The sequence below is a fragment of the Arachidicoccus sp. genome, assembly GCF_050436765.1.
GTDB lineage: Bacteria > Bacteroidota > Bacteroidia > Chitinophagales > Chitinophagaceae > Arachidicoccus.
The window spans coordinates 588-1,239 of record NZ_JBNQGD010000041.1 but is presented as its reverse complement, the minus strand read 5'-3'; the positions used below and the strand labels follow the sequence as shown (position 1 = coordinate 1,239).

1 protein-coding gene is annotated in these 652 nt (G+C 37.1%); it reads right to left on the bottom strand.

Annotated features, from left to right (window positions below; all coding sequences use genetic code 11):
* Positions 1-652 (bottom strand): phage terminase large subunit (locus ACQR30_RS01600; protein WP_429730307.1); only part of this gene is annotated, 652 nt, incomplete at both ends.

Genomic DNA, 652 nt, shown 5'->3' with positions numbered 1-652 from the left:
CACTCTTTCCAGCTAACGTTATTATCTTTTCGCATCTCCAGCCGGCCCATATTCCGATCACTGTATTATCATTGCCAAATCGTGCTATATCTGCTGTAATGTACTTTTTACCGCTCTCTACATGTGTATTTGAAAACAGATCAATAATCTTGTCATATTCGATTAAGGTTGCCGGGTCATCGTCATATTCCCAGTTGCCGAATAATAACCGTTCTTTACTTGCTTTGTCAAGTCCTAATAGATTATTCCGATAGTGCTGACTAATAAAAGGATTATCATCAACGAGCGATTGAATAAATTCTCTATCCTTTCTTAATTCTCCTTCCCGAAATGGTTTATAGAACTGGGAATATACCCATCCTTTCGACGGATTACATGTTAAAAGCATCTTCGGAATCAACTTGTACTCATCCAACTTGTACCGGATCCTTGACTTAACAACATTCTTAGCTTTTTCGCTTACCTGGTTGCATTCATCAATAAAAGCACCGGTTATCTCCAGGGATCCTAATCCGTCAAAGTTGGGATCTGATGGATAAGTAAACAAGTCAGCTAATAATATTTCGCTTTTATTGACAAAAGTTATAATGTTACTTTGAGCATTGAATTTATAGTGAACATTCGCAAAAATTCCTTGAATGACACACACTTC